This window comes from Actinorugispora endophytica (genome assembly GCF_004363075.1).
GTDB lineage: Bacteria > Actinomycetota > Actinomycetes > Streptosporangiales > Streptosporangiaceae > Actinorugispora > Actinorugispora endophytica.
In genome coordinates this window covers 337,377-360,455 of sequence record NZ_SNYN01000001.1, presented here as the reverse complement: position 1 = coordinate 360,455, position 23,079 = coordinate 337,377, and the positions used below count along the sequence as shown (strand labels likewise).

Here is a 23,079-nt window from a genome sequence, read left to right as displayed (position 1 = left end):
CGAAAGACGGAACTGTAGCGCCGAAAGGCACATCTATGCGAGAGGAAGCCGGGTGACCGGGAAACCGCGCCAGGTCCTTTCGAGGACGTCCGCGAATTCGTCAAGCGCGTGAAGGGGTGAACACCGTGGCAGTGCTCGGCCGACGCCTGGGTCGGGAAACCAATGGTCAAAGCAGTACCGCGGAGGAGGCCCCGACCACGGACTGCGTTCTGCTCGGCTGCCACGGAGGCGCCGGGACCAGTACGCTGGCGGCCCTCCTGGGCACGCAGTGGGACCTCGGGAGCTACGAGTCGGAAACCCTGCGGATCGAGACGTTCGGCCGACCGCTGCTCCTGGTGACGCGGGACAGCGCGCCGGCCTCGGCGCGGGCGGTCGAGGCCGTGACCGGGGTCAGCGGCTCCGGGACGACCGTCGCCGGGCTGGTCGTCGTCGCGGACGGCTCCGGCCCCGAACCCCGGGAGGCGACGGTGCGGCTCCGGCTCGTCGAGGACCGGGTGGAGCGGGTCGTGCGGTTCCCGTTCGTCGCGGGGCTGCGCTACGCCGACATCGCGGACGCGGGGAGGGTCGGGCTGCCGAAGAAGGCCGAACGCGCCCTCGCGGAGATCCGGCGTCTGTGCGGGACGGTAGATTCCCCGGAATCGGACACGAAGGAACAGGAAAAGCGGATATGAACCTCCTGCTGTTCGGATACACCAAGGTGCAGTCGTACCTCCCGTTCAACACCGACGTCGGGACCTACGGGTGGGGGGACGAGGTCCAGGTCCCCAGCGGAGCGCTCGCGTCCGTCAACACGCTCTTCTCCTGGGGACGCGGCGTCATCGTGATCATCGGGATCATCGGCGTGTTGTTCTGCGCGGGCAAGATGGCGGTCGGCAAGTTCGGCCGGTCCGACCTCGCGGCCGAGGGCGTCGGCGGCCTCGTGTGGACCGTCCTCGGCATCTCGCTGATGCTGATCGCGGTCCCGGTGATCACGCTCCTGCTGCCGGGGGCGGTCGCGGACGTCTGATGACATCGCCCGCCGGTGGTCGGCTCCCGCCCCGGCCGCCTCGCGGGCGGAACCACCCCGCCGCGTCCGGACACGTCCGGACGCGGCGCCGAGGCCGTGGGAGAAAGGGTCGTGCACATCCTGTTGAGCGCGTCGGTATGGATCGCGGAGGCCGCCGGACCGGGGGGCCTCTGGCTCGTCCGGGACTGGGCCCCCCAGCCGCAGCTCCCGTCCGCGGTCCTGCCGCCCATCGACCAGATGCTCGCCTGGGGGCGCGGGGTCATCGCCGTGATCGGCGTCATCGGCGTCCTCTACTGTGCCGGGAAGATGGTCGCGGCCAAGGGCGGTCGGGCCGACCTCGGGGCCGAGGGCGTCGGAGGGCTGCTGTGGACGTTCATGGGGATCTTCCTCATGCTCATCGCCACGTCGGTCGTCACGCTGCTGATCGAGCAGGCCCCCGGGGGCGGCGAACCCGAGATCATCCGGCCGGTGTGGACGCCGCCCGAGGAGCCACCCGGCAACGACGAGCCCCAGAACGTCTGAGGAACGAGGGGAGAAGACGAACGTGCGGACGGATCTCGTCCTCGCCGCGGAACCGTGCGGTTCCGCGGACGCGGGATGGCAGGCGTGCGGGAACACCATCCTCGGCTGGGTCATGGGCCTGGGCGTCGTCATCGCGATCATCGCCGTCCTGATCATCGCCGGGAAGATGGTGCAGGCGAACTTCACCGGCGACCCCTGGATCGCGGCCCGAGGCATGGGGGAGCTGCCGTGGGTGCTGCTGGGGATCATCCTGTTGATGGTCGCGGCCCCGCTCGTGGCCGTGCTGCTGAGGGGGGCCGAACCCAACGACGCCCCCTCCGTCTGGCAGGTCTACCTGGAGCGGAACGCCCCCACCGTCGAGCCGAGGGACGAGGAGCCCGGTACCCAGGAGACGGAGGACGACTCCCCCGACATGAGGGTCTGACCCGGCCCCGTCCGGTCGGCCGGTTCCGCCCCAGCCCCCACCCCCCAGCCCCCCGTGCCGTACCGACGCCGTGACCAGGAAGTGCAATGGCCAATCTTGACCAGTTATACGAAGACATCGGCGAACTGATCGAGCCCGCCATCGAGGGGATCTTCTCGATCCTCTGGAACAACCCCGCGGTGGACAACACCGGCGACCTGGACCAGAGCCAGGGCATCTCGGCGTTCCAGGACCTCGTCTTCCCGGTGGTGACGCTGCTCGCCACAGCGGGCCTGCTGGTCGCGGCGATCCGGCTCCTCTGGTACCGGAGGCTGGACCCGATGATGGACACGGTCAAGGGCCTGCTGATGCTCGTCTTCACCACGTTCGCCGGGGTCTTCGTCATCCAGGGCCTCGTGGACTTCAGCAACGGGCTGGCGGGCTACCTACTCGACGAGGGCGTCGCGGAGAACTTCGGGGAGGCGCTCGCCAGAGACCTGACGGGCGTGCCCGAGGACGCGGGGGATTTCATCACGGGCCCGTTCCGGATGCTGCTCAGCATCATCATCGGGATCGCGCTCGTCGTCGGGGCCACGATCCAGATCGTCGCGCTCTTCTACACCCAGGGCGTCATCTACATCTGCGCGGCCGTGCTGCCGCTGGCGGCCAGCGCGGCGATGATCCCCGGGCCCGGCACCTCCATCTTCTCCAAGGTCATGGGGTGGCTGATCGGCTCCATCCTGTACAAGCCCGTCATCGTGCTGATCTACGCCCTCGGCTTCGTCTTCTACACGGAGGCGCGCGACGACCAGGACGGGCTCTTCCAGTACTTCCTCGGCGTCGCGCTGATCCTCATCGCCACGGGCGCGCTGCCGATGCTGTGGAGTCTGCTCAGCACCGTCGCGGCCAAGCTGACCGGGGGCGCCGTCGCCTTCGGCGCGAGCAGCGCGGCGGGCAACTCCGGCGGCCAGGGCGGCAACGGCTCCGGCGGATTCGGGTTCTCGGGGGCCAGCAACGCGGCGCAGAGCTCCGGCGCGATGACCAGGGCGGCGGCGGTCGGCCAGGGCCTGCCCTCGGCGACGACCATGGCGACGACCAGCGGGACCGCCACCGCCATGGGCGCGGCCGCGCTGAGCGGGTCCGGCGGTTTCGGGCAGGGCGGCGGCACCGTGTCGCAGGTCTCCACCGGAAGCGGCTCGCAGGGGGGCTTCGGGAGCACCGGGCAGGAGACGTCCGGCAACAGCGGTTCGACCACCGGGCAGGACGGGACCGGGAACGAGGGCACGACGTCGCAGAACGGATCGGTGCTGCCCGCGGGCGCGGCGGACACGACCACGGCGGGCGTGTCCTCCGGTTCGTCTACTGGGTCGTCCAGTGGTTCGACCACGGGTTCGACCACGGGGTCGCCCACCGTTTCGACGGCCTCGACGGCGACGGGCGCGGGGCAGCCCGGGGGGTTCGGAGCGGTTCCGGCTTCCACCGACGCGCCCTCCGGCACGACCGGCGCGCCCGACGGTTCGACCGCTTCGACTCCGACGGGGGCGGGGCAGCCGGGGGCGTTCGGGGCGGTCCAGGGGTCCTCCGGTTCGCCCACTGGGTCGTCCAGTGGTTCGACCACTGGATCGACCACCGGTTCGACCACGGGTTCGCCCACCGTTTCGACGGCCTCCACGCCCACGGGCGCGGGGCAGAGCGGAGGGTTCACGGCGGCCCCCGCCTCCACCGACGCGCCCTCCGGCACCACCGGGGCCACCGGCGCGACCGGCAGCAGCGGCCAGACGTCCGCCCCCACGGGCGCGCCGACGACGGGCGGGGGAACGCCCCCCGCGACGCCGACGGCCGCCGGCGGCACGGCCCCGACGCGGACGCCCGTCGCCGACGGCGCCACGGGCACCGCCCCCTCCACCCCCACGGGCGCGGAGGACAACACCCACGACCTCCCCGACGGCGCGGTCTAGAACCGAGGAAGAAGAAATGACACAGCGGACCTACGGCGGGTGGCGCCGCAAGCGCAGCATCGGGCTGTTCGGCCTGGGCTTCGTCTCGACGATGCTCCTCATGGCCAGCCTGGTCGTGCTGATGGTGCTGGCCTTCTTCGACCAGCGGTACGCGGCCTACGTCGTGCCGCCCCTCGTGGTGGTCTTCGCACTGGCCCTCATCCCGGTCCAGGGCGCGTCGCTGCTCAGCTTCATGCTGACGCGCCTCCGCTGGTGGTGGGCGACGCTGCTCGGCCGCACCCGCTACCGCGCGGGCGTCATGGTGGAGCACCCCCGCGCCCTCCAGCTCCCCGGAGTCCTGGCGCCGATCACCCTCCTGTCCGTCGAGGACGGCCGCAACGGCCGGTTCGGCATCGCGTGGAACCGTCGGCTCGGCCACATGACGGCGACCATCCTGGTCTCCTCCAACTCGGTGTGGCTCGCGGAGGAGGGCGACGTCGACACCTGGGTCGCCAACTGGCACAGCTGGCTCGCCGGGTTCGGCTACATGCCGTGGGTGCAGTGGACCGCCGTGACCGTCGAGTCGAGCCCGGACCCCGGGTCGACCCTGCGCGACCAGATCTCGGCCGAGGTCGATCCGGCCGCACCCGAACCGGCCCGCCGCATCCTCGGAGAGCTGGTCGCGCTGGCCCCCGCGGTGAGCGCGCAGGTCGAGACGCGCGTCTCGATCACCTTCGACCCCCGCATGTTCCCCACCAACCCGAAGGGGCGGATGGAGGCGGCCGCGGAGGTGAACAACTTCCTCAACCAGATCGAGAACGGCCTGGGCGGGTGCGGCGTCAGCGTGGTCGGGCGGGCCACCCCCCAGCAGCTCGTCGCCACCGTGCGCAGCGCCTACGACCCGGCGTCCCGCGGCGTGATGGCGCAGATGCTCGGGGCGCAGGAGGACCCCATCGAGACGGACAACTGGTCGGAGGCCACCCCGGTCTCCGCCGAGACCCTGCACGACCGCTACATCCACGACAGCGGCATGAGCGTGGCCTGGGTCTGGCAGCAGGCGCCCCGGACCCACGTGACGAGCACCGTGCTGTCGCAGCTGCTCACCCCCACCCGGTGGAACAAGCGGACGACGCTGCTCTTCCGGCACTGGCCCGCCTCCTCGGCGGCGCGCGCGCTGGAGGGCCAGAACACCGCGGCCCAGTACAAGAGCGAGATGTCGGCCCGGATCCGGCACCGGGTCAGTGCCCGGGACAGCCAGGACCTGGCCTACGCGCAGCAGGCGGCGCGGGAGGAGACCATGGGCGCCGGGCTGGTGCAGATGAGCCTGTACACGTCGGTCACGGTCGAGAACCCCGAGGAGCTCGACCGGGCCGTCTCCCACACGGAGTCCTCCGCCGAGACGTCGCGGATCCGCCTGCGCCGCGCGTGGGGCGGGCAGGACGTCGCGTTCGCCACCACGCTCCCGCTCGGCGTCTGCCCTCCCTACCTCGCCCAGCGGAACTGACCAGGAGACATCCCCATGGCTTCCCCCAGCACCAACGACGACAAGGACGCCCCGGCCGGGCGGCTCTCGCGCAAGGAGCGCAAGGAGCAGCGGGCGCGTGTGCGGCGCGAGCACGCCGCCCAGCGGGCCGCCGCCCGGGGCGCGGGGAAAGGGCGTCCCGGGCGCGGCAAGGGACGCCCCGGGGCGGAGCCCTTCAGCGGCGACGGCAAGGACACGCCGCCCCCGGTCATGGGGTGGGCGCACCGCGGCGGCGGCGCCTCGATCAACATCCCCCACGTCCCCGAGTACCAGGCCACCACCGCCCAGGCGTGCGGCCTGTTCCCGTTCGTCACCAGCAGCAAGCCCCCCGCGGTCGGCACCCCGATCGGCCGGGACCTGCTCTCCGGCGAGGTCGTGTGCCTCGACCCGCTGGCCTGGCTGCGCGCCGGACTCGTCACCAACCCGGGCTGCTTCGTGCTCGGCCAACCGGGCACCGGAAAGTCGACGCTGGTCAAGCGGATGGTGACCGGGGCGGTCGCCTTCGGGACGCAGGCGATCATCCTGGGCGACACCAAGCCCGACTACACCAGCCTGATCCAGTACCTGGGCGGGCAGGTGGTCAGGATCGGCCGGGGCCTGGACCGGATCAACCCGCTCGACGCCGGGCCGCTCGGCACCTCCCTGGCCCACCTGAACGCCGACGACCGCGAGCAGCTCCGGTGGGAGGTCCGCTCCCGGCGGATCTCGCTGCTGATGGCGCTGTGCACGCTGATCCGCGAGGACCGCATCACCAACGCCGAGGAGGTCGTGCTCGGAGCCGCGGTGGACCTGCTGGACGAGCGCCTGGGGGCGGGGAGCCAGCCCACCGTCGTCGACGTGCTCAGGGTCGTCGAGGAGGGCCCCGACGACCTGAGGCGCATGGCCCGCGCGGAGTCCGGCGACCACTACGACGAGCGCGTGGACGACCTGGTCTTCACGCTGCGGCTGCTGTGCACCGGGTCGCTGGCCGGCGTGTTCGACGGGCCGACCACGAACCCGATCGACCTGTCGGCGCCGGGGGTCAGCGTCGACATCTCCCGGGTCGGGGCGGCGGGCGACAAGCTGCTGACCGCCGCGATGCTGTGCACCTGGAGCTACGGGTTCGGCATGGTGGACGCGGCGGCGATGCTCGCCGAGCACGGCGTCATCCGGCCGCGCTCCTACATCGGGGTGATGGACGAGCTGTGGCGCGCGCTGCGCGGCGCCCCCGGCCTGGTCGAGTACGCCGACTCCCTCACCCGGCTGAACCGCAGCAAGGGCATGGCGTCGGTGATGGTGACCCACTCGCTGAGCGACCTGGAGGCGCTGGCCAGCGAGGAGGACCGGGCGAAGGCGCGCGGGTTCGTCGACCGGTCCGCGATCACGATCCTGGCCGGCCTGCCGCCCCGCGAGCTGGCGCGGGTCAACCAGATCACCCCGCTGACCGAGCCCGAGCAGGGCCTGGTGTCGTCGTGGTCGTCCCCGGACTCCTGGCAGCCGGGCACCCTGCACCCCGGACGCGGCCGCTACCTCATCAAGACCGGCGCCGAGCGGCTGGGGATCCCGGTGCAGATGACGCTCACCGGCGACGAGTTCGAACTGTACGACACCGACCAGGCGATCCGGAGGGCGTGAGGGCGATGGCCACGGGTTCGAACAAGTACCAGCCGCGCGGCGGGGCCATGGCCGCGGGCACGCCGCCGCTGCTCGTCGTGCTCGCGCTGTGGGGCGTGGTGTGCCTGGTGCTGCTGGTGTGGCTGGCGGCGTGGCTCGCCGCGCTGGTCACCCCGGGCGAGGTCGCCCCGTTCGGCGCGCGGTGGGCGTTCTGGCTCCTGACCGGGAACACCGCCAGCGCCTGGCCGGGAACGCCCACGCTCCTGGTCGTGCTGTTCTCCGCTGTGATGGCCGGGGGCCTGGGCGTGCTCGGGGTCAAGGGGTTCGGCCTGGTGCGCGCCCGGTTCGGCAGCGAGGGGGACCCGGTCGCCGCGCTCAACGTGCGCAACTCCGACGTCGCCGAGCTCGCCCGGCCCGAGGCCGCCGAGAAGGCGGTCCGGCTGCGCCGGGCCAGCCTCGACGGCAGGAAGCCGAAGGAGCTGAAGGACGCCGAGGTCGGGTTGACGCTCGGGGACGTGAAGCTGCCCCAGGGGCGGACCGGCGCGCGGCTGTTCGCGTCGTGGGAGGACACCGTCCTCGCCTACATGGCGCCCCGGGCGGGGAAGACCACCGCCCTGGCCATCCCCTACGTGCTCAACGCGCCCGGAGCCGCCCTGGCGACCAGCAACAAGGGCGACGTCTGGGCGGCGACGGCGAAGCTGCGGGAGGAGCGCACCGGCGAACGGGTCTGGCTGTTCGACCCGCAGCGCGTCACCCACCAGTCGCAGACCTTCTGGTGGAACCCGCTGCGCAACGTCCGCACCGTCGAGGACGCCTACCGGCTGGCCAGCCACTTCGTGCTCACGATCGACGACGAGGACTCCAAGAAGGACATGTGGGGCCCCGCCGCGAAGGCGCTCATCTCGCAACTGATGCTGGCCGCGGCGCTCGACGGGGAGTCCATGGAGCGGGTGGGGGAGTGGCTGCACGACGCCAAGCAGCCGCGCCCGATCGAGATCCTGTTCGACAACGGGTTCACCGCCTACGCCGAGGCGCTGCGCGAGACGCAGAACATCGTGAGCGAGACGCGCGACGGCATCTACACCACGGCCCGGACCGCGGCGCGCTGCCTGGACGACCCGGAGATCATGGGGTGGGTGAACCCGCCGTCCGACCCCGCGTGCGACGAGTTCGACCCCCGCGACTTCGTCCGCTCCCGGCAGACGCTGCACCTGCTCAGCAAGTCGCGCTCGGCCGCCGCCCCCCTGATCGCCGCGATGACCGACGCGGTCTTCATCGCGGCCGAGGAGGCGGCGGAGGGGATGGGCGGCCGGCTCGACCCGCCGCTGGTCGCGGTCCTGGACGAGGCCGCCAACATCTGCAAGATCGCCGACCTGCCCGACCTCTACTCCCACCTGGGCTCCCGGGGCATCATCCCCGTCACCATCCTGCAGAGCTACCGGCAGGGGGTCCGGGTCTGGACGGAGAACGGGATGGAGGCCATGTGGTCGGCGGCGACCGTCAAGCTGTTCGGCGCCGGACTGGACGACCACAAGATCGTCGAAGCGCTGTCCAAGCTGATCGGCCAGCACGACGTGTCCACGACGTCGTTCAGCTACGGAGACGGCAAGGGCAACCACTCGGTGCAGCTGCGCCGCCAGGAGATCATGGAGGGCGCCGACATTCGCAGGATCGGCAAGGGCGAGGCCCTGCTCTTCGCCACCGCGGCCCAGGCGACCCTGCTGAAGATGTGCCCCTGGTACACGGGCGCGGACGCGCCGCTGGTCAGCGCGTCGATCAAGGCGGCCGAGAAGTCGGTCACCGAGGGCGCCCAGCGGAGGTACGGCGACGACCGGAGCGCGTGACGCCGACGACAGGGGCCGCCCCCGCCGCCCAGGGCGCGGGGACGCGGCACGGAGAGGAGCCGAGGAGCAGATGAGCGACGGACAGCAGGCCGACCGGCAGCAGGCCGACCGGCCGGAGACCGACCGGCGGGACGGCCGCGCGGCGGCGTTCGCGACGGCGGTCGCGCGGGCGGACGCGACGGACCGGCGCGGGAGCGTGGGCACGCCCATCGCCGACCAGGTGCAGCAGACCCCCGGGGCGATCGGGGAGGCCGTGTTCGAGGTGCTGATGGCGCTCCTGCGCGGCAGCGCCCGGCGCGGCCGCAGGGCGGGCCGGGCCGTGGGAACCGGACTGACCGTGCTCGTGGCGGGCGCCCTGCTGGCGCGGGCGCTGCGCAACAGGGCCGCGCGCAACGGCACCGAGGGCAACCAGATCGTGCACGTGGCCAACCCGAGGCCGGCCAACACGGTGCACGTCGAGGTCGTCCGGACCGCCCGGGAGGAGGTCGGCAACCGCGAGCTCACCGGGGTGATCAGAACGGCGATCGCCAACAACCCCGACGTCCCGGCGCGCGTCAGGGAGCACGTCGCCGGGCCGGACGGGGACGGGGCGGTCGACGGGCTGCTCGCCTCGATGGACGTCCGCGACGTCGACTCGGCGCTGCGCCTCAACAAGCGCCAGGAGGAGCTGATCGACAGGCTCTCGGAGCAGTGGAACAGCGGGCTCGGGTTCGAGGGCCGGTTCGAGGACGCCTGGAAGTACGCGGTGGCCAACCCGGCCGTCGGGGACCCGGACGGCGTGGGACTGGAGGGCCGGCCGGACGGGGCGTGGCAGCGGTTCGCGGAGTGGGACCCCGAGACGAAGCCGACCGGCGAGGTGCTCGACCACCTCAACGCCGCCTGGCTGAGCTCCATCGCCTCGCTGGACGGCGAGGCCGTCGACGCGCGAAAGCGCGTGGAGGGCCTCGTCGCCCGCTGGGAGCCGCAGCTCTACGAGGCGTCGACGCGGTCGCTGATGCGGGAGGCGGCGCAGGCCGGGTTGACCGACCCGGACTCGGCGGCGGTCGACCGGATCAGCGCGGTCGAGAACGCCGCGCTGCACGTCGACGAACCGGTCGCCTCGGCCGACGGGGGACCGGTTCCCCTGGCCGAGCAGTGGGCCCGCCTCACCGCCGAGCCCGACAGGCTGCGCGGGATGGAGCGGGGCGAGCTCCGCGACCTCGTGGACGCCTGGACCACGCACGGCGGTCTGGGGGACACGGGGGCCACCGCGCTCGCGGAGCCCGCGCTGCGGTCGCTCGTGGGGTTCAGCGAGCGGCTCCTCGAAGCGAACCCCGAGGTCGGAACCGAGTACCTGCGGCGGCTCCAGGAGACGAAGGACCCGGTCGGGGCCTTCGACGAGGTGTCCCGGCGCTCCGGCGGCCACCTCTTCGACCCCGACTCGCGGCTCGCCGCCCCGGCGGAGCCGACCGAGCGGACGGGGACCGAGCAGGCGGAGCGGGCCGGGACCGGGGAGCGCCGTGGAGCGGGCACCGGCGCCGAACTGGTCCTGGCCGTCAGGGAGGGCGCGGAGCTGACGCCCGAGGCCGTCCGGCGGGCCGACTTCGCGGACCTCGGCCCGGTCGTCATCGACGGCAACACGACACTGAGCAAGTACCCGGGCGCGCGGACCCCCGGCGAGCACCGGCAGAGGCAGGAGCGGTCCGCCGAACGGCGCGCATCCCTGTGAGACCGCACACCGACGAAAGGACGCCAGCAGCGATGACCACCACCCCCGAGGCCCTGTACGACCCCCAGGAGGACGGCGCGGAGCAGGAGAACAAGCCGGTCTTCAGGAACGTCGAGGAGTTCGTCACCTACCGGTTCCTGCCCATGTACAGCCGCCCCGAGGGCGGCCAGTTCCGCTGGTGCCGGGAGTGGTGGCGGCACTCCGAGGCGGTCTCCCGCTTCCACGCCCTGTGGCACGCGTGGGAGGTGCTGCGCTGGGAGCCGGGCACGGGCATGGCGGTGTGGTACCGCGACCACCTCGACTACCAGATGGCCTACCTCATGGGCGACACCGGGCCGTTCCGCGAGTGCACGTCGCGCCGCCACCAGGACCCCCGCCCGCTCCCGGCCGAGCCCGCGCCCGAGGGCTGGTTCGAGAACGAGTGGTAGGAGCGGTCCCCGTTCCCCGCTGTTGATCCCGACGCCGGCGCCCTGCCGTGTCCGTTGCGCGGGGCGCCGGCGTCGAGATCACCGGGGCATGCGGGGCGGGGTCACGCCCCCTTGCGCGGGCCCCGGCCCTGGCCGTTGTCGGGGGTGGTGGGCCCGCGACCCTGGCGGGGCCTCGGGGAGGGACCCGGCCGCCCGGCGCCCTTCGCGGGGCCCGACGGGGGGCCGAGCCGGGGGAACCCGGTCGGCGAGTCGAGCCTGGTCATGTCGGCCTGCTCCAGCCGCGCCGCGCCGCCCTTGGCGTCCTGGGCGGTCCGCTCCACCCACTGGCCGCGCCGCGGGTCCCAGTCGGCCTGCGGCGGCTCCGCGGCCAGCAGCGGGTCGAGGAACCTCCGCGCGGCGGGGACCGCCTCCTCCAGGGTCTTGTACGGAAGCCCCGGCGTGGCGGCGGCGTGGGTGGCGAACCCCTCCCGCCAGGCCGGGTTGGGAACCTCGAAGCGGTCGGGGATCACGAGCCGGTCGTGCTGGGAGTGCTGGTAGGCGATCTCCTTCCTGAGCATTTCGTGGGTCTCGGGGCCGTCCAGCGCCAACCGGTCCGCGAGGAAGAGGGTGTCGACCATGTCCTGGACCCGGATCGGGGGGTCGTGGCGCCAGGTCATCATGAACATCCCCGAGATCTTGTGCAGCAGCGAGTCGTGGGCCGACACGATCCGCAGGTCCGGGTTCTCCTGGTCGGTGCCCGAACCGTGGATCTGCTGGGGGAAGGGCGCCGTCTCCAGCGGCTTCCACTCCGGACGGGCGTCCGGGGGGACCGCGTCGGTCTGGACCACCATGAGCTCCTGGTCGCCGAAATAGGCGACGTGGTTCATTCGCGCGGCCTTGCCGGTGCCCATGATCTCGAGGTCGATCTCATCGGGGACGAAGCTGAGGTAGTCCCCGTAGTCGCGGCTCAGCGCGTGGTTGTAGCGCTCCACCAGGGTTCTGGAGGGCACCTCCTCGGCGGACATCAGGTCGACGTCGCTGGTGGAGCGGGCGTCGGGCCAACGGGCCAGCAGGGTCTGCCCGCCCTTGACGATCCAGTCGTGGGGCTGGGTGTCGAACAGCCGGACCATGACCCGCTGCAGGACCCACTGCTGGAGTTCGTCGTCCGGCATGGTCCCGCGTTGGCGCGCGTGCTGGTTGACCTTCGCGTCCAGCTCATTCTTGAACGAGACGTAGGAGTGGGGCCCGTAGTCCACTATCCGACCGGTCCGTTCCGGCCGACGATCTCCGCCGCGATGTCGCGGGTGAAACCGGGGTCCTCGGTCAGCACGGCCGCGGCGGGGCTGCCGCCGCTGGCGGCCAGCTTCCTCAGAAGCTCCTCGACCCCGCGCACGCTGTCGGGCGAGCGGAGCTCCGCGAGGCCCCGGAGGTTGCGCGGTGAGAGCGGCCGGGGCAGCGACCTTCTGAGGGGGCCGATCAGGAAGTGGTCGACGAAGCCGGGGCCGTCCGGGGGGAAGGCGTGGCGTTCGGCGAGCGGGACGAGGTCGGAGTGCAGCGCCCGGATGTCGACGAGGTCGTGTTTGAGGGCCCTGGTCATGACTCCGCCGACCTCGTCGTGGCCCGTACCGATGCGGACGAGGTCGACGATGGTGCGGTGCGGGGTGGTGAGGGGGACTCCTCCCTCGGTGGTGACCTCGTGGGGGGCGAGGGGGGCCACGTGGATGATCGTGGCGCGCGGTGCCTCCCTCTCCGTCGGGGCGGTGAACGCCGTGCTCGCCAGGGAGAGGCCGGCGCCTATGCGGTGCAGGCGGGCCGCGGACTGGTGCGAGAGCACGACCTCCTCGTGCGGCGCCTCGGCGCGCTCCCAGGCGTAGAGCTCGGGAGCGGTCGCCAGCCAGGCGGCGTAAGGGTAGGCGTAGACCGGCGCGGCCAGGCTGCTCACGAGCTGGAACACCGACAGGTCGAGGTCCATCAGCAGGCGGGCGTCGAGGAAGTGGTCGAGGGCTTCCGAGGGGACTCCGACGCGCTTCGCCTGCGCGGCGGTGACGAGGCCCTGCTGACGAGCCGCGATGGTCGACAACTCGTAGAAAGACGATTCCCAATTCATTCTCCCATCATATTGAGGGGAGTGACGATGAAGCGGGATGCTCGGTTCTGTCCGGGTGACCATGGAATCTCCGCCGCGCCGGAGGCTCCCTAACGCGCGGCCGACAGGGGACCAGGGCATTGGAGCGGAGAGCGAATCCCGGTGGCACGGTGTTCGCGGAACGTGGAAGGATCTGTTCGAGATTCCGGGGGATCCGCTCGCGTTTTCGACGAAGTGACGAGGAATTGTTTCTGCTCGGCGGGAACCGGCGCGCGCCTCGGAAAGTCGAACGCCCCGGGACCGGGGTCACCTTCGCGGTTCCGTCGAGACCGATCGCAGGTCGAACGCGGGTGCCACGTGCCAGTGGAGCCGGTGGAGACGGGCGGAGCCCGACGAGGAAGAAGGGTGGTATGACGACAATGTCCGATCTCGCCGAGCGCCATCGGAGGCTCTACTCGGCGGCGGCCCGCATGATGTGGTCGCAGGGCGACCCCGTATGGCGCGGGGACCGCTGGCCGGAGGAGCGCGCGCGGACCTGGCGCGCGCTGGAGAAGGCGCTCCTGGACGTCCCGACCGGATCCACCCCCTCGGCGGGCCCGGTCGATCCGGCGTTCCACCTCGCCTCCGGACGCGCGGGCGCCGGGGGCGGGATCCCCTTCGACGCCGCGGTCCGCGGGTGGGAGGCCCGGCTCGACGCGGACCCGGGGCCGTCGGCCCCCGTCGGCGGTGGCGCGGCGGTCGTCGAGGCCGTGTGGCAGACGACGGTGACCGAACTGCTCGACGAGCTCGCCGCCCGGCTGGCCCCCGGCCGTCCCGGATGCGTCGTCACGCAGGACGCCGCGGACCTGGCCGGGGCGGTGGGAGAGATGGCGGCCGCCCTTCGCGCGCCCTTCGGAGACCGGGCGGAGCCTCCGGTCGGAAGCGCCGCACCGCTCCCCGAGGGAGGCCCCGAAGCCGGAAGGCCCGTTGCCGAAGGGGACCACGACAGGCTGAGCCAGGCCGCCCGGGCGGCGGCGCGGGCCATGCCCTCCCGCGCGGAGGCCGAGCGCGAGGCGGACTTCTCGGTGCGGGTCGCCGCCTGCGACGCCGCCGCGGACCTGGAGCGGATCGTCGGGGGAGAGGCGGCTCCGGGCTGGCGGGAGCGCTACCCGGACGTCGAACCGGACCGCCATCTCGTCTGGGGGTACCGGTGGAGCGGCGGTGCGGGTCGCCCTCTCTCCTTCGTCGAGCGCGCCGCCGAGCTGCGTGCCGACCTCGCGGGCCGTCCCGCGCCCCGCGCGGCCGCGCCGGACGACCCCGTGCTCCAGGATCCGCCCCCCGACGGGTCCCTGGTCGCCGTCTCCCGTGCGGCGGCGCTGGTGGGCGCCGAGCTGCTCGACGAGCTCGCCGCCCGGCTGGCCCCGGGCGCGAGCACCGGAACGATCCACTTCACCGCCTACCCGGTCCACCTGTTCCTGAAAGGACGGTTCCGCCGTGCCCTCACAGCCGGTTGACCTCAGCGCGTCCGCGGACTCCCCCCTTGAGGTCCTGGTGGTGTCGGACGTCAGCGGTCGGGGCAGCAAGCTGGGCGGGGTCCCGGTGGTCAGCGGCGAGATCACCGAGAGCCTCGCCGCGCTGCCCAACGTCAACGTCACCCTGCTCACCGTCGGCTCCACCGAGAAGCACGGCGACGCCCGGATCGCGCTGATCCCCAAGACCGAGGACTGGGAGTCCGTGCGGCTGCTCGACGTGGCCCGCAACGGGCAGCCCTCGGACGTCCCCGGTCTGCCGTCGCCGGAGGAGTGGCGGCCGGACCTGGTCTTCGGCCACTCCCGGTACTCCGGTCCGGCGGCGGCGGCCATCAAGGAGCGGTGGTACCCCGAGGCCGGGCTCGGCCACTTCGTGCACATGCCCGTCCGGCGCTACGCCCAGATCCAGGGGCGGCCCCAGGAGGAGCAGGACAAGATCGCCCGCATCGAACAGGAGGTGCTGGGCCGCGCGGACCTCGCGGTCGGGGTCGGACGGCTGCTCACCGGAGTCGCGCGGGAGATGGCCGCGGCCAACCCCCGGCAGCCCGCCTTCCACGAGATGATCCCGGGAGCCGAGATCGTCGGGCCGCCGGTCGCGCCGGTTCGCGGGGAGACCACCAACATCCTGTTCACCGGTCGGGTCAACGACGCGATCAAGGGGTACGACCACCTGCTTCGGGTGGTCGCCGAGCTCCGGGAGCGCGGCGTCGACGCGCGCCTGCGCGTGCGGGGTGTCGCGGACTGGGCTGTCGAGGCCGAGAGCCGCCGCGCGGCCGAGGCCGTGGGGGGCGCGGAGTTCGTGGACATCCGCCCCTACACCGCTGACAGCGCCGAGTTGGAGGCCGACCTCGCGGAATCACATCTGGCGGTCATGCCGTCGGTGTCCGAAGGCTACGGGCTGGTCGCCGCGGAGGCCGCGTCCCGCGGGCTGCCGGTCCTGGTCAACGCCGAGAGCGGATTCGGCGAGTTCATCTCCGACACCACCCGGGTGCCCGAGGCCGTCGGCCGCTCGTTCGTGGTCCCCGACCTGGGGATGGACGAACGTCCCGGTGAACGGGCGGAGGTGTGGGCGCGGGCGATCAACAACGTGATCACCGACTACCCCCAGATGGTGGACAGAGCCGCTCAACTGCGCGCCGTCCTGGGGGACTACTCCCGGCGCGACGCCGCAGCCGGTCTGGTCGAGGCGTTCCGGCGCGTCGCGGTCGACCCGCGCGGGCACACCGTCCAGGGGCCGAACGGGGTGCTTCTGAGGCCGGACGGCAGCAAGGTGCCCGCGCTCCGGGACACGAGGGGCATGTCCCTGGGCGCGATGGACTACCCGAACGGGATGGCTCCCGGGGCGGGCGCCGGGAGGAGAGCGGAGGAGGGCCGGTCGGCCCGGTCGGGGCGGAGCTCGGCGCCGCGTCTTCCCGGCCCCGACCGGTCGTCGCGGAAGGGAATGTGACGGGTGGCCGGGCGATGGTCGTGAAATAGATCGGAATAAGGGCTTTGACGTGCGAGGACGTCAAATTTTCCGATGTCGTGGAAGCCGGTCCGGAATGGCTTCGCGGAGGATCGGTGGTTTTCGGGGCGGAGGCGGAACCGCTTTCTCCCGGAGGCCGTCTGACCGCCGGAAGGACCGTCCCGGGCAGGGCGGAGAAGACGGAGGGCCCGGCGTTCTCCACAGGTGAATCATCCTCGATGCACCGGATGCGCTTTTTCCGTATCATTCGACCGAATGTCCGGCCGACCGCGTTCCCCTGACGGGGTCGGCCGTCCTCGCGGTCCCGCGAGCCAGACTGGGGAGGCACTGTGCGGCAGCGAGTCACCGCGGTGTACGCGGCGGTGCGCCGGGCAGCCTCCGCCGGCACGGTCGTCGCCCTCACGATCGCGCTGTGCTGCACGCTCCTCGGCGCGGGGGCGATCAGCGGCGCGGTGCGGCTCGCCGACGGCAACGTCTGGCTGTGGAGCAGCCCCGCCGGGCAGCTGTCGCGGACGAACCCGCACGACGGCCGGGTCGACCTGGTCACCAACGTCCCCGAGTCCGCCGGGCACCGGGTCGAGGTCACCCAGAGCGACGACCACCTGATCCTGCACGACCTCGACACCGGCCGCATGACCTCTGTCGACCTGGGCGAGATGGCGTTCTCCGGGCGGCTCGACCTGGACGCGGACGGCGACCACAGCGTCTTCCTCGACGGGGACCGCGGGGTCGTCGTCGACCGGCGCGCCGGGGAGGTGCGCGCGATCGACCCCGCCACCCTCACGGCGACGGGCGAGACGCTGAAGCTCCCCGCCCCGTTGGAGGGCGGCGCGTTCGCCGCCGACGGCACGCTGTGGATCGGGGTCCCCAGCCAGGGGACGGTCGCCGGGATGCGGATCGCCGACGGCACCGCGAAGGCCGGGGAGACGGTCGGGGTGTCCGACCCCGCCGACGACATCGCGGTCACGGTGCGGGACCAGGGCCCCCTCGTGGTGAACCGGTCCGACGACACCATCGTCGAGGTGCGCGACGGCGCGACCGCCGAGGTCGAGTCGCCCGTCGACCTGGCGGACGCCGTCGTGCCGGAGCGGACCTCCGGGGCGCTGGTCGCGGTGACCGCGCCGGGCGCCGACGCGATCCTCACCCTGGCGGGGCCGCACGACGGGGACGGGATCGCGGTGGTCGAGGCGGACGGGATCGGTTCCGCCGCCGCGGTCCCCTACGAGGGCCGCGTCTACCTGCCCGCCGGGGACGGCGGCACCCTCCGGGTGTTCGACGGCGACGGCGGCGAGGCCGAACCGCTGGTCGTGCCCGGCGCCGAGGGGGCACTCGACCTGGAGGTGCGCGAGGGCCACCTGTTCGTCAACGACCCCGGCTCCGGCTCCGCGCTCGTCATCGGCCCGTCCGGGGAGGGCGTCGAGGTCGACAAGTACGAGCAGCCCCCGGGCCCGGGCGGCACGCCCACGGACGAGCCCGCCCCCGGGGGCGGCGTCGACCAGGGAACGGGCGAACCGGGGACGGTGGGGCCCTCCCCACAGGAGCCGGGGCAAGAGGAGCCCTCGCAGGAGCCGGACGAGGAGCCCGGACGCGTCCCGCCCCCGCCGGACGTGGACCCCGGGACCGAACCCGAGGAGGGCGTCGAGCCGGTCCTGCCCGAGCCCACCGAGCCGGCGCCGACGACGCCGCCCCCCCTCGGCGGCGCGCAGCCGCCCGGGGGCGCGGCTCCCGTGGGCTCGACGACTCCCGGCGGGACGGCGGCGCTGGCCCCCGGGGCGCCCGTCCCGGTCACGGCCTCGACGGGGGCCGACGAGGTGACCGTCACCTGGCAGCACGCCTACTCCGCCGACGCCCCCGTCGCCAACTACGTCGTCAGCTGGGACGACGGGAGCGTGACCGTGGGCGGGGGCGAGAACAGCGCCGTCATCGGCGGTCTGAGCGACGGCGCCTCCTACCGCTTCCAGGTCCAGGCGGTCAACGCCCACGGCCACGGGGGCGCGGCGACGTCCCAGACCGTCGTGTTCGGCGACCAGGAGCCCCCGCCCAGACCGCCGACGGACGTCGAGGCCGAGGCCACCGGAACCGACTCGGCCACGCTGACCTGGAGCCCCTCGCCCGACGCCCACGACTACGTCGTGTCCGGCGAGGCGACCGACGGCAGCGGCGTCGCGGCCCGCAGCACCTCGGACACGGCGATCGACCTGGCCGGGCTGGAGCCGGGGAAGACCTACGTCCTCACCGTCGCCGCCCGCACCCCGGGCGGCGCGCAGAGCGCGGCGGCCGAGGCCCCGGCGGTGACGACGCCGACCCTGGACCCCCCGCAGGAGGTCTGGTTCGCGTTCAGCGACACCGGGGACGCGTACGTCTACTGGACGCCGGTGGAGGGCGCCGCGGGGTACGAGGTCGCCCCGGAGGTTCCCTCGCTGGAGCCCCGCCACGTCGCCGAGGCCGAGCCCGTGTACGTCGGCGGGAAGCCGTTCCAGAGCGTCGTCTACGGCGGGGCGGCCCCGGGCTGCCACTCCTTCACCGTGCGGGCGGTGGACGCGGTCGGCGGCGGCAGCGGCCCCAGTGACCCCAGCAGCGTCAAGTGCGCCGGTCGACGTGCCGGCGACCCGGGCGCGGCCGAACTCCAACCCACGGGATGACCAGTGACGACCATGAACACCAACGGTGACGGCGAAGAGGGGCGGGCGCGTCCCCTGTCCCCGGCGGAGGCGGGCGACCACGCCGCCGTGATCGACGGCCTCACCGCCGCCATCGGATCGACCGTCGTCGGCACGGCCGAGACCGCGCGCCTGGCGCTGGTGGCGATGCTGTGCCAGGGGCACATCCTCATCGAGGACGTGCCGGGGGTGGGCAAGACGCGCCTGGCGCGGGCCCTCGCCGCGTGCGTCGGCGGCGACCACCGGCGCGTGCAGTTCACCCCCGACCTGCTGCCGTCGGACCTCACCGGAGTGAACGTCTTCAACCAGGCGACGCGGGAGTTCGACTTCCACGCCGGTCCGGTCTTCGCCAACGTCGTGGTCGCCGACGAGATCAACCGCGCGGCGCCCAAGACGCAGGCGGCGCTGCTGGAGGTGATGGAGGAGGGGCTCGTCACCGTCGACGGGGTGCGCTACGTCGTCCCCGACCCCTTCCTCATTGTCGCGACCCAGAACCCGGTGGAGCTCGACGGGACGTACCGGTTGCCCGAGGCGCAGCTCGACCGGTTCCTGATGCGGCTGTCCCTGGGCTACCCCGACAGCGAGGCGGAGTTCGCGATCATGCGGAGCACCGGCCTGCCGGAGCCCGAGACCCTGAACGGGGCCGCCGACGCCCAGGACCTCGCCCGCGTCCGCGCGGCGGCGGGGCGGGTCCACGTGGCCGACAGCGTCTACGGCTACATCCGCGCGATCGCGGAGTCCACCCGCGGCCACTCCCGGCTGCGACTCGGGCTCTCCCCCCGGGCCACCGCGGCGCTCGCGGGCGCCGCGCGCGCGTACGCGGTCGCGCGCGGGCGCACCTACGTCATCCCCGAGGACGTGCAGCGCCTCGCGGCCCCGGTCTGGGCGCACCGCCTGGTCCTCACGCCCGAGGCGCTGGTGAGCGGGCGGTCGGAGCTCGACGTGCTCGACGAGGTCCTCGCCGGGGTCGCGGCGCCGCAGCCCGAGCAGGCGGTGAACCGCTGATGCGGTCCGCGTCGGCGGCGCCCCGCGCGGCCCGGGGAGCATGATGCCGACGGCACGGGGGTTCCAGGTCGCCGGGGCCGGGCTGGCGCTGTGCGTCCTCGGGGTGCTCCTGGGGTATCGCGGCGTGGCGCTGCTGGGCGCGCTCGCGGTCCTCGCCGTCGCCGGGGCGTCCCTGTTCGTGCTGTGGGGCCGCCCCTCGCGGGCCGCGGTGCGGCGGACGGTCCCCGTCAGGCGCGTGGGCGCGGGCGGCGCCGTCACGGTGCGCCTGTCCGTGGAGGGCGCGGGGCGGCTGGGGCCCGTCGTGCTGCGCGAGCGCGTGGCCGCGACGGGCGAGGAGCGGAGGATCACGCTCGCCCCCGCCTCCTCCTCCGGCAGCGGTCGGCCGGGGGCCGCGTACCGTCTGGAGCCGTCCCGGCGGGGCGTCGTCGAACTCGGCCCGGTGCGCGTGGAGCGGACCGACGTCCTGGGCCTGGCGGCCGCGGGCGCGGAGCACGGGCCCGCGGACCGCGTCTGCGTGCACCCCCGCTGGCGGCGGTTGCGCACGCTGCCCGCAGGGCGAGCGAGCGCGCCCGACAGCACTCTCGGCAGCGGGCGCGCCGGCACCCTCACCTTCCGGACGCTGCGCGACTACGCTCCGGGCGACGACATCCGCCACATCCACTGGCGCAGCACGGCCCGCACCGGCCGGCTCCTGACGCGCGTGTACGCCGACACCTCCGACGCGCGGCTGACCGTGCTGCTCGACGACCGCGCCGTCGGCGGACGGGAGCGGCTCGACGCGACGGCCGAAGCCGCGGCCTGCGTCGCGGCGACCGCCGTGCTCTCCCGGATGCCCTGCGCGCTCGTGCTGGCCAGCGGTCCGATCGTGGACGACCGCGCGGGGCTTCCGGCGATGCTCGACCTGCTGGCCGCCGCCGACCCCGTCCCGGGGGCGGACCTGGCGGCCGCGCTGCGGGACCTGCGGGTCCGCGCCGGCGGCGGGACGGTGGTGCTCGTCAGCGACGCCCTGGGCGAGTCCGACCTCCGGGTGTTCGCCGAGCTGCGCGGCAGGGGCTCGGAGCTGGTGGCGGCGGCCGTGGGACCGGATCCCCGACCCGGGGAGGTGCCGGGGGTCGCCCTGGTGGCGGCGACCGGCGCCGCGGAGTTCGGGGACGCGTGGGACGAGGCGCCGTGGAGACGATGATCCTGAAGCGCTCCGAGGACGCGGCGCCCCCCGGCCCGGCGGGCGCCCCCCGGGCGCTGCCCCTGGTCGCCGGGGCCGCGCTGGCGGCGGGGACCGCCGCCAGCGGGTTCGCCGCGGCCCCCGCCTACGCCTCGCCGTTCGGCGCGGGCGCCGTCCTGGCGCTGTGGGCGGTGGCGAGCGTGCCGCTGACGATGCTCCTGAACCGGAGGCTGCCCCCCGCCGCCGCGCTGCTCGCGGGCCTGCCGGCGGCGCTCGCGGGAGCGCTCGCGCTCGCCGCGTGGGCGCCCGGCGGACGCGGCGCGCCGCTCGCCGACGTGCTCGACGCGCTCCCGAGAGCGGGAAGCCGCCTCCTGGACAGCCCCTCGCCGGTCCCGGTCATGGTGGACACGCTGCTGTTCCCGGCCCTGGCGGTCTGGCTGGGGGGCGCGGCGGGCGCCCTGGCGTGGCGGTCCGGCCGCGCGCTCCCCGCCCTGCTCCCGGGGACGCTGCTGCTGGTCGGCGCCACCGCGCTGGGCGGGGGCGCGGCCCTCTGGCCGGCCTGCCTGCTGGCGTGCTCGGCCGCCGTGCTGCTCGTGCTGTCGGCCGGGAAACGGGCCGCGCCGACCGCGCTCGTCGGCGGCGTCCGGGTGGACGGCAGGCGGCGCGGCGAGCCCGGGAACGGGCGCCGGTGGGCCGTCCGGCTGCTGGGATGCGTGGCGGTCTGCGCCGCCGTCGCGGTGGCCGCGCCGACCGCCCTGGCGGGGTGGCGGGCCGAGCCCTACGACCCGAGGCCCGGCGGCCGGCCGCAGGCCGCCGCGCAGGTGGCGCTCAACCCGCTCGGCTACCTGCCGACCTGGGCGGCGAACCCCGAGACCGTGCTCATGACCGTGCGCGGCGACCGCGCGAACCAGCTCCGGTGGGTGGCGCTGGCGGACTTCACCGGCACCACCTGGCTGCCCGAGAGCCGCTACCCCGCCGCGGGGCGGCTGCTGCCCGCTCCCGATCCGGAGCCCCCGCACGCCACCCGGCAGGAGGCCGAGGTGGAGGTGGAGGGGCTTCCCGGCCCCTGGCTGCCCGTCGTCGGCTCGCCGAGGTCGCTCGGCGCCGCGGGCGCGGGCTTCGACCCCGCTTCGGGCACCGCGGTCCTGCTCGACGGGGAGGCATCGGGAGCGAGCTACACCGTGAGCGGGGACGTGGCGCACTGGCGGCCCGAGGAGCTGACGGATCTGCGGCCCCCCGCCGACGACCGGTTCGACCGCTACCGCTACCTGCCCGCCGAGACGCCTCCGCAGGTCGGGGCGGTCGTCGACCAGGCGACAGCCGAGGGGTCCCCCTACGAGCACGCGGTGCGGTTGGCGCGCTACCTGCGGACCAGCTACACGTTCGATCCGCGGGCGCCCAGCGGGCACGGCCTCGCCGACCTCGGCCGGTTTCTGGTGGAACCGGGGCAGCAGGGCGGTGGCGGGACCTCCGAGCAGTTCGCCAGCGCCTTCGCGGTGCTCGCCCGCGCCGCCGGGCTGCCGAGCCGGGTCGTCATCGGGTTCGACTCCGGCTCGCAGGAGACCGAGGGGGAGTACACCGTGACCACCGGTGACGCCATCGCGTGGGGCGAGGTCTACTTCGAGGGCGCCGGATGGGTCCCCTTCGACGTCACCCCCGGAGGGCGCGAGCCGGGCGGGGACCCCGAGGAGTCCGGCGCGGCCGCAGGTGCGGACGACGGCACGGGAGCCGTCCCGGACCGGCCGGGCGGCGAACCGGGCGAGAACGCGGCCCCCGCTCCTTCCGAGGAGACCGGGCGCGCCCCGCTCTGGGCGGCGCTGGGGGCGGCGGCCGTCGCCGCGTCGGGGACACTGCTCGTGGTCCTGCTGCGCGTGGGCCGCTCCAGGCGGCGGCTGGCCGCGGGGCGGCCGGACGTCGACGCGGTGCTGGGCGCGTGGCGCGAATTGCGCGAGGCCCTGCGCCTGACCGGTTCCAATCCGCGCAGCGGCTCCACGGTGACCGACGTGGTCAGGGCCGCGGCGCACGCCGACCCGACCCAGGGCGGCACGCGCCGCCTGCGCTTCCTGCACCGGTCCGTCAACGCGATGGCCTTCGGGACCGCGGGGAGCGTGACGGGCCAGGGGGCGGAACGCGCCGTGGAGGAGGTGCGTTCCTACGTGCGAGACCTGCGCGGGGGCCAGAGCCGGTGGCGGCGGTGGAGCTGGTGGCTGGATCCGCGCCCGCTGTTCTGGCGGGCACCATAGAACTCGGA

The 23,079-nt window shown here is 74.0% G+C and carries 18 protein-coding genes; 16 read left to right on the top strand and 2 right to left on the bottom strand.

Features of this window, described 5'->3' with window-relative positions; all coding sequences use genetic code 11:
- Positions 1–125 precede the first annotated feature (125 nt).
- The 10 genes from EV190_RS01640 to EV190_RS01595 all read left to right on the top strand — a co-directional run bounded on the left by EV190_RS01640 (position 126) and on the right by EV190_RS01595 (position 10,963).
- Positions 126–671, top strand: coding sequence for a hypothetical protein (locus tag EV190_RS01640; protein WP_208112985.1), 546 nt, complete (start codon positions 126–128; stop codon positions 669–671).
- Entirely contained in the window at positions 668–1,006 is a 339-nt protein-coding gene (locus tag EV190_RS23620) for a hypothetical protein (RefSeq protein WP_208112984.1), read from the top strand. Before EV190_RS01640 ends, EV190_RS23620 begins: the two co-directional genes overlap by 4 nt.
- A gap of 111 nt (positions 1,007–1,117) precedes the next feature.
- Positions 1,118–1,528 (top strand): hypothetical protein, encoded by a 411-nt coding sequence (locus EV190_RS01630; protein WP_133739600.1) that lies wholly within the window; start codon positions 1,118–1,120, stop codon positions 1,526–1,528.
- A 22-nt stretch (positions 1,529–1,550) separates the two neighbouring features.
- Positions 1,551–1,952, top strand: coding sequence for a hypothetical protein (locus EV190_RS01625; RefSeq protein WP_133739599.1), 402 nt, complete (start codon positions 1,551–1,553; stop codon positions 1,950–1,952).
- A gap of 86 nt (positions 1,953–2,038) precedes the next feature.
- A complete protein-coding gene (locus tag EV190_RS01620) occupies positions 2,039–3,889 on the top strand; it encodes a hypothetical protein (RefSeq protein ID WP_133739598.1) in 1,851 nt (616 codons plus the stop codon).
- Positions 3,890–3,905: 16 nt separating this feature from the next.
- On the top strand, positions 3,906–5,372 hold the full coding sequence (locus tag EV190_RS01615; protein ID WP_133739597.1) for an SCO6880 family protein: 1,467 nt from the start codon (positions 3,906–3,908) through the stop codon (positions 5,370–5,372).
- A gap of 15 nt (positions 5,373–5,387) precedes the next feature.
- Positions 5,388–7,004: a hypothetical protein gene (locus EV190_RS01610; protein WP_243742265.1), complete on the top strand. Its 1,617-nt coding sequence runs from the start codon at positions 5,388–5,390 to the stop codon at positions 7,002–7,004.
- Between the two features lie 5 nt (positions 7,005–7,009).
- On the top strand, positions 7,010–8,827 hold the full coding sequence (locus tag EV190_RS01605) for a type IV secretory system conjugative DNA transfer family protein (RefSeq protein ID WP_133739596.1): 1,818 nt from the start codon (positions 7,010–7,012) through the stop codon (positions 8,825–8,827).
- 70 nt (positions 8,828–8,897) lie between these two features.
- Positions 8,898–10,535, top strand: coding sequence for a hypothetical protein (locus EV190_RS01600; RefSeq protein ID WP_133739595.1), 1,638 nt, complete (start codon positions 8,898–8,900; stop codon positions 10,533–10,535).
- Positions 10,536–10,567: 32 nt separating this feature from the next.
- On the top strand, positions 10,568–10,963 hold the full coding sequence (locus EV190_RS01595; protein WP_133739594.1) for a DUF4913 domain-containing protein: 396 nt from the start codon (positions 10,568–10,570) through the stop codon (positions 10,961–10,963).
- A gap of 101 nt (positions 10,964–11,064) precedes the next feature.
- Here EV190_RS01595 and EV190_RS01590 read toward each other — a convergent pair whose 3' ends face one another.
- Both EV190_RS01590 and EV190_RS01585 read right to left on the bottom strand, forming a co-directional pair.
- Positions 11,065–12,198, bottom strand: a complete 1,134-nt coding sequence (locus EV190_RS01590) for a hypothetical protein (protein WP_133739593.1) — start codon at positions 12,196–12,198, stop codon at positions 11,065–11,067.
- Positions 12,198–13,049, bottom strand: coding sequence for a hypothetical protein (locus EV190_RS01585; RefSeq protein ID WP_133739592.1), 852 nt, complete (start codon positions 13,047–13,049; stop codon positions 12,198–12,200). Before EV190_RS01585 ends, EV190_RS01590 begins: the two co-directional genes overlap by 1 nt.
- 389 nt (positions 13,050–13,438) lie before the next feature.
- Here EV190_RS01585 and EV190_RS01580 point away from each other — a divergent pair, with 389 nt between their 5' ends.
- From EV190_RS01580 to EV190_RS01555, 6 genes are all read left to right on the top strand, one after another.
- Positions 13,439–14,521: a hypothetical protein gene (locus tag EV190_RS01580; RefSeq protein ID WP_133739591.1), complete on the top strand. Its 1,083-nt coding sequence runs from the start codon at positions 13,439–13,441 to the stop codon at positions 14,519–14,521.
- Positions 14,502–15,983, top strand: coding sequence for a glycosyltransferase family 4 protein (locus tag EV190_RS01575; RefSeq protein ID WP_133739590.1), 1,482 nt, complete (start codon positions 14,502–14,504; stop codon positions 15,981–15,983). Before EV190_RS01580 ends, EV190_RS01575 begins: the two co-directional genes overlap by 20 nt.
- Positions 15,984–16,330: 347 nt before the next feature.
- Positions 16,331–18,643, top strand: coding sequence for a fibronectin type III domain-containing protein (locus tag EV190_RS01570; RefSeq protein ID WP_133739589.1), 2,313 nt, complete (start codon positions 16,331–16,333; stop codon positions 18,641–18,643).
- 12 nt (positions 18,644–18,655) lie between these two features.
- Complete coding sequence (locus tag EV190_RS01565) at positions 18,656–19,666, top strand: AAA family ATPase (protein WP_133740106.1); 1,011 nt, start codon at positions 18,656–18,658, stop codon at positions 19,664–19,666.
- A 43-nt stretch (positions 19,667–19,709) separates the two neighbouring features.
- Positions 19,710–20,849: a DUF58 domain-containing protein gene (locus EV190_RS01560; RefSeq protein ID WP_133739588.1), complete on the top strand. Its 1,140-nt coding sequence runs from the start codon at positions 19,710–19,712 to the stop codon at positions 20,847–20,849.
- On the top strand, positions 20,846–23,071 hold the full coding sequence (locus EV190_RS01555) for a transglutaminase domain-containing protein (protein ID WP_243742330.1): 2,226 nt from the start codon (positions 20,846–20,848) through the stop codon (positions 23,069–23,071). The genes EV190_RS01560 and EV190_RS01555 overlap by 4 nt, the downstream gene beginning before the upstream one ends.
- Positions 23,072–23,079 lie beyond the last annotated feature (8 nt).

What these genes read in the sequence shown, in the direction of transcription:
- EV190_RS01600 (WP_133739595.1), top strand. Translation starts at nt 8,898, where the DNA reads ATGAGCGACGGACAGCAGGCCGACCGGCAGCAGGCCGACCGGCCGGAG.
- EV190_RS01565 (WP_133740106.1), top strand. Translation starts at nt 18,656, where the DNA reads ATGAACACCAACGGTGACGGCGAAGAGGGGCGGGCGCGTCCCCTGTCC.
- EV190_RS01615 (WP_133739597.1), top strand. Translation starts at nt 3,906, where the DNA reads ATGACACAGCGGACCTACGGCGGGTGGCGCCGCAAGCGCAGCATCGGG.
- EV190_RS01585 (WP_133739592.1), bottom strand. Translation starts at nt 13,049, where the DNA reads ATGAATTGGGAATCGTCTTTCTACGAGTTGTCGACCATCGCGGCTCGT.
- EV190_RS01580 (WP_133739591.1), top strand. Translation starts at nt 13,439, where the DNA reads ATGACGACAATGTCCGATCTCGCCGAGCGCCATCGGAGGCTCTACTCG.
- EV190_RS01595 (WP_133739594.1), top strand. Translation starts at nt 10,568, where the DNA reads ATGACCACCACCCCCGAGGCCCTGTACGACCCCCAGGAGGACGGCGCG.
- EV190_RS01555 (WP_243742330.1), top strand. Translation starts at nt 20,846, where the DNA reads ATGATCCTGAAGCGCTCCGAGGACGCGGCGCCCCCCGGCCCGGCGGGC.
- EV190_RS01605 (WP_133739596.1), top strand. Translation starts at nt 7,010, where the DNA reads ATGGCCACGGGTTCGAACAAGTACCAGCCGCGCGGCGGGGCCATGGCC.
- EV190_RS23620 (WP_208112984.1), top strand. Translation starts at nt 668, where the DNA reads ATGAACCTCCTGCTGTTCGGATACACCAAGGTGCAGTCGTACCTCCCG.
- EV190_RS01610 (WP_243742265.1), top strand. Translation starts at nt 5,388, where the DNA reads ATGGCTTCCCCCAGCACCAACGACGACAAGGACGCCCCGGCCGGGCGG.
- EV190_RS01620 (WP_133739598.1), top strand. Translation starts at nt 2,039, where the DNA reads ATGGCCAATCTTGACCAGTTATACGAAGACATCGGCGAACTGATCGAG.
- EV190_RS01560 (WP_133739588.1), top strand. Translation starts at nt 19,710, where the DNA reads ATGCCGACGGCACGGGGGTTCCAGGTCGCCGGGGCCGGGCTGGCGCTG.